Below are 4,831 nucleotides of genomic sequence, written 5' to 3'. Positions count from 1 at the left end.
GCCGCCGTCGGGTGGCTGCCCGCCGGGTGGCCGCCCGCCGGGTGCCGGCCCGCCGCGCGCCGGGGTCAGCAGGCCTCGCGCCACACCCCCAGCTCCCACTTCTTCAGCAGGGAGCTGAGCCGCAGCCGCCGGGACTCGGGGCAGAAGTCGTCCGTCTTGATCTCGTACTCGACGTGGAAGACCGCCTTGCCCGCGTCGATGAACGGGGTGAGGGTGTCGCACTCCTCGTACTGGGCGCACTGTTCGTTGACCGCGAAGTCGAAGTCGTCGACGAGGGCGGGGATCTGGTCGAGGTCGTTCTTCAGGCCCACCGCCAGGCCCCGTTCATGGGCGAGGCGGGCGACGAGACGGTTGTAGCGGAGCTGGTCGGCGGCCTTCAGGGGGAAGCCGGTCCGGTTGCGGTAGCCGTCCATGTTGTCCGGCTCGACCGCGTCGAAGCCCTTCTCCGCGCACATGTCGATCCGGGCGGCCATCAGCGGTTCGAGGACGTCGAGGCGGCGGATGTCGAGCCAGCGCTCCCCCTCCCAGCCGTTGCCCCGGCCTATCACCGACTCGGGGAAGTCGTCGGCGTCCGGACGCCAGTCCTCCCAGGCGCCGGTGGACAGGTAGCAGATGGCCTTGCGGCCGTCGTCGTGGAGGGCTGCGACGGTGTCCTCGGAGTGGTCGAAGCCGTCGATGTCGTACACGGGGACGTCGACGGAGGTGTCCAGGCGCCCGCTCAACTGCCACTGCCAGTCCGTGCCGGGCTTCGGCCGCCACCGGTCGCCCGTCCTCGGGCCGGGGTCCGCGCCCGGCTTGTCGTCGGGGGCGGCGGCGCAGCCCCCGACCAGCAGGAGCAGGGTCAGCAGGGCGCTGCGGGCGGGGGCGCGTCTCATCGCAAAGGGCTCCAGGGCGGGCGGCAACGTACCCCAAGGATGATCGCCGACCCGCACCCGCACGCACCGGCGTCCCGCCGTGCGGCATCGGCATCACGCTGCGGGCGGGGCTCGTTCGTGGCCCGTGACCACCGTCCGCACGAGTGACCGACATGGGCTTCGCGCGACAAGGGTTCCCCCTATGCCGAAGTCATGGGGGGAACCCTGCATGGGCGCGGCGGAAAGTCAGGGAGGCTGGTGGCAGCGAACGCCGTCCGGCCGGCCGCTGCGGAACCGGCCCCCGCGCCCCAGATCCGACGGACCGAACAAGGGCCTAGGCTCGTGCCCGGCACGTCGACCTGATCCGTTCGGCTACCCATAACTCAATCGGAAGCGAGATTTCACCACCGTGACTGCTCTCACTCTCAGCACCGCCGCCGCGTCCGGCCTCCGCGCCGACGCGATCGTGGTCGGTGTCGCGAAGGGCGCCAAGGGCCCGGTCGTTGCCCCGGGTGCCGAGACCGTGGACAAGGCGTACGACGGCAGGCTGGCCGGCCTCCTGGAGACCCTCGGCGCCTCGGGCGCCGAGGGCGAGGTGACGAAGCTGCCCGCCCCGTCCGGCTTCAAGGCGCCGCTCGTGGTGGCGGTGGGCCTGGGAGCGGAGCCCGACAAGGACGGCTCGTTCGGCGCGGAGACGCTGCGCCGGGCGGCCGGTGCCGCGGCCCGTGCCCTGGCCGGCTCGAAGAAGGCGGCGTTCGCCCTGCCGCTCGCCGACACCGACGCCGTGGGTGCCGTCGCCGAGGGCGCGCTGCTCGGCGCGTACTCGTTCGACACCTACAAGGAGAACGGCCGTCAAGCCAAGGACGCCGCCAAGGCCAAGGGTGGCAAGGCCCCGCTCGCCGAGGTGGCCCTGCTCGGCGCCAAGCCGCGCGACCGCGCCCACAAGGCCGCCGTCGAGCGCGCGATCGCGGTCGCCGAGGAGCTCAACCGCGCCCGCGACCTGATCAACACCCCGCCGAACGACCTCGACCCGGCGGCGTTCGCCGCGATCGCGCAGGGCGCCGGCAAGGAACACGGCATCAAGGTGACCGTGCTCGACGAGAAGGCGCTCGCCAAGGGCGGCTACGGCGGCATCCTCGGCGTCGGCGCGGGCTCCGCGGCCACGCCCCGGCTGGTGCAGCTGACCTACACCCACGCGAAGGCCACGAAGCACCTGGCGTTCGTCGGCAAGGGCATCACCTACGACTCGGGCGGCATCTCCCTCAAGCCCGCCGGGCACAACGAGACGATGAAGTGCGACATGAGCGGTGCCGCCGCCGTGTTCGCCGCGGTAGTCGCCGCCGCGCGCCTCGGCCTGGAGGTCAACGTCACCGGCTGGCTGGCCCTCGCCGAGAACATGCCGTCCGGCACCGCCACCCGGCCGGGTGACGTGCTGCGCATGTACAGCGGCAAGACGGTGGAGGTGCTGAACACCGACGCCGAGGGCCGACTGGTGCTGGCGGACGCGCTCGCCAAGGCGTCGGAGGACGCGCCCGACGCGATCGTCGACGTGGCGACGCTGACCGGGGCGATGATGCTGGCGCTGGGCAACCGGACGTTCGGCATCATGGCGAACGACGACGCGTTCCGCTCCGCGGTGCACGAGGCGGCGGAGGAGGTCGGCGAGGCCGCGTGGCCGATGCCGCTCCCGGACCACCTGCGCAAGGGCATGGACTCCCCCACCGCCGACATCGCGAACATGGGCGAGCGGTACGGCGGCGGTCTCGTCGCCGGCCTGTTCCTGAAGGAGTTCGTGGGCGAGGGCATCACGTGGGCGCACCTCGACATCGCGGGTCCGGCGTTCAACGAGGGCGGCCCGTTCGGGTACACCCCCAAGGGCGGTACGGGGTCCGCGGTGCGGACGCTGGTGCGGCTGGCCGAGCGGGCCGCCGCGGGTGACCTGGGCTGACGTCCGCCACCGACGCGACGTCCGAGGGGCGCGGGCGACCGCGGGCCGGCTGTGGCCGGTCGCGCGGTCGCCCGCGCCCCTTCGGCGTTCGGCCCCGTCACATGTGAGCGTGTGGTGTCTCACACCCCGGCCCGGCGTCTCGTTCCCTCCCGACAAGTGCGAAGATGGGGCTCGGCAGGACAGGGCCCCCACCACAGGGCCGAAGAAGAGCGGCCGGACACCAGCCGCCGCCCGGTCACTGGAGACCGGCGTACGGCGCACATGCATGGAGGACGTGACGTGGCGAACGACGCCAGCACCGTTTTCGACCTAGTGATCCTCGGCGGTGGTAGCGGTGGTTACGCCGCGGCCCTGCGGGGGGCGCAGCTGGGCCTGGACGTCGCCCTGATCGAGAAGGACAAGGTCGGCGGCACCTGCCTGCACCGGGGATGCATCCCCACCAAGGCCCTGCTGCACGCGGGCGAGATCGCCGACCAGGCCCGCGAGAGCGAGCAGTTCGGTGTGAAGGCCACCTTCGAGGGCATCGACGTACCGGCCGTCCACAAGTACAAGGACGGCGTCATCTCCGGCCTGTACAAGGGCCTTCAGGGGCTGATCGCCTCCCGCAAGGTCACGTACATCGAGGGCGAGGGCCGGCTGTCCTCCCCCACCTCCGTCGACGTGGGCGGCCAGCGCGTCCAGGGCCGCCACGTCCTGCTGGCGACCGGCTCCGTGCCGAAGTCGCTGCCGGGCCTGGAGATCGACGGCAACCGCATCATCTCCTCGGACCACGCCCTCGTCCTGGACCGCGTGCCGAAGTCGGCGATCGTCCTCGGCGGCGGTGTCATCGGCGTCGAGTTCGCCTCCGCCTGGAAGTCCTTCGGCGCCGACATCACGGTCATCGAGGGCCTGAAGCACCTCGTCCCCGTCGAGGACGAGAACTCCTCCAAGCTTCTTGAGCGCGCGTTCCGCAAGCGCGGCATCAAGTTCAACCTGGGCACCTTCTTCTCGAAGGCCGAATACACCCAGGACGGTGTCAAGGTCACCCTCGCCGACGGCAAGGAGTTCGAGGCCGAGCTGCTGCTCGTCGCCGTCGGCCGCGGTCCGGTCTCCGCCGGTCTGGGCTACGAGGAGCAGGGCGTCGCCATGGACCGCGGCTACGTCCTGGTCGACGAGTACATGCGGACGAACGTCCCGACCATCTCCGCCGTCGGTGACCTGGTCCCGACGCTCCAGCTCGCGCACGTCGGCTTCGCCGAGGGCATGCTGGTGGCGGAGCGTCTGGCCGGTCTGAAGGTCGTCCCGATCGACTACGACGGTGTCCCCCGTGTGACGTACTGCCACCCGGAGGTCGCCTCCGTGGGCATCACCGAGGCCAAGGCCAAGGAGATCTACGGCGCGGACAAGGTCGTCGCTCTGAAGTACAACCTCGCGGGCAACGGCAAGAGCAAGATCCTCAACACCGCGGGCGAGATCAAGCTCGTCCAGGTCAAGGACGGTGCCGTGGTCGGCGTCCACATGGTGGGCGACCGCATGGGCGAGCAGGTCGGCGAGGCCCAGCTGATCTACAACTGGGAGGCGCTGCCCGCCGAGGTCGCGCAGCTCATCCACGCCCACCCGACGCAGAACGAGGCGATGGGCGAGGCCCACCTGGCCCTGGCCGGCAAGCCGCTGCACTCGCACGACTGACCCCTCGGTCGACGAAGCGACGATCCAGACTTCCGCAATTCGTTAAGGAGCAACAGAAACCATGGCGGTTTCCGTAACCCTTCCGGCGCTCGGCGAGAGCGTCACCGAGGGCACCGTCACCCGCTGGCTGAAGGCCGAGGGTGAGCGTGTCGAGGCCGACGAGCCGCTGCTCGAGGTCTCGACCGACAAGGTCGACACCGAGATCCCCGCGCCCACCGCCGGTGTGCTGCTGGAGATCGTGGTCGGCGAGGACGAGACCGCCGAGGTCGGCGCGAAGCTGGCCGTCATCGGCGCTCCCGGTGCCGCCCCGGCCGCCGCTCCGGCTCCGGCCGCGCCGGCTCCGGCGCGGCCGGAGCCGGAG

General features: G+C 71.5%; 4 protein-coding genes. 3 read left to right on the top strand and 1 reads right to left on the bottom strand.

Annotated features, from left to right (window positions below; all coding sequences use genetic code 11):
• Positions 1-65 precede the first annotated feature (65 nt).
• Positions 66-875, bottom strand: coding sequence for an endo alpha-1,4 polygalactosaminidase (locus AOK15_RS26775; RefSeq protein ID WP_055520923.1), 810 nt, complete (start codon positions 873-875; stop codon positions 66-68).
• Positions 876-1,263: 388 nt separating this feature from the next.
• On the opposite strand from AOK15_RS26775, the gene AOK15_RS26770 reads away from it, so the two are divergent.
• The 3 genes from AOK15_RS26770 to AOK15_RS26760 form a co-directional block, all read left to right on the top strand.
• Positions 1,264-2,802, top strand: a complete 1,539-nt coding sequence (locus tag AOK15_RS26770; RefSeq protein WP_055520922.1) for a leucyl aminopeptidase — start codon at positions 1,264-1,266, stop codon at positions 2,800-2,802.
• A gap of 279 nt (positions 2,803-3,081) precedes the next feature.
• The gene (lpdA, locus tag AOK15_RS26765) at positions 3,082-4,470 is read left to right on the top strand and encodes a dihydrolipoyl dehydrogenase (RefSeq protein WP_055520921.1); all 1,389 of its coding nucleotides are present in this window, start codon (positions 3,082-3,084) and stop codon (positions 4,468-4,470) included.
• A gap of 61 nt (positions 4,471-4,531) precedes the next feature.
• Positions 4,532-4,831 (top strand): biotin/lipoyl-containing protein (locus AOK15_RS26760; protein WP_338059926.1); only part of this gene is annotated, 300 nt, incomplete at its 3' end.

This window comes from Streptomyces ossamyceticus (genome assembly GCF_001418475.1).
Classification (GTDB): domain Bacteria; phylum Actinomycetota; class Actinomycetes; order Streptomycetales; family Streptomycetaceae; genus Streptomyces; species Streptomyces ossamyceticus.
This window is presented reverse-complemented; position numbering and strand designations above follow the sequence as displayed.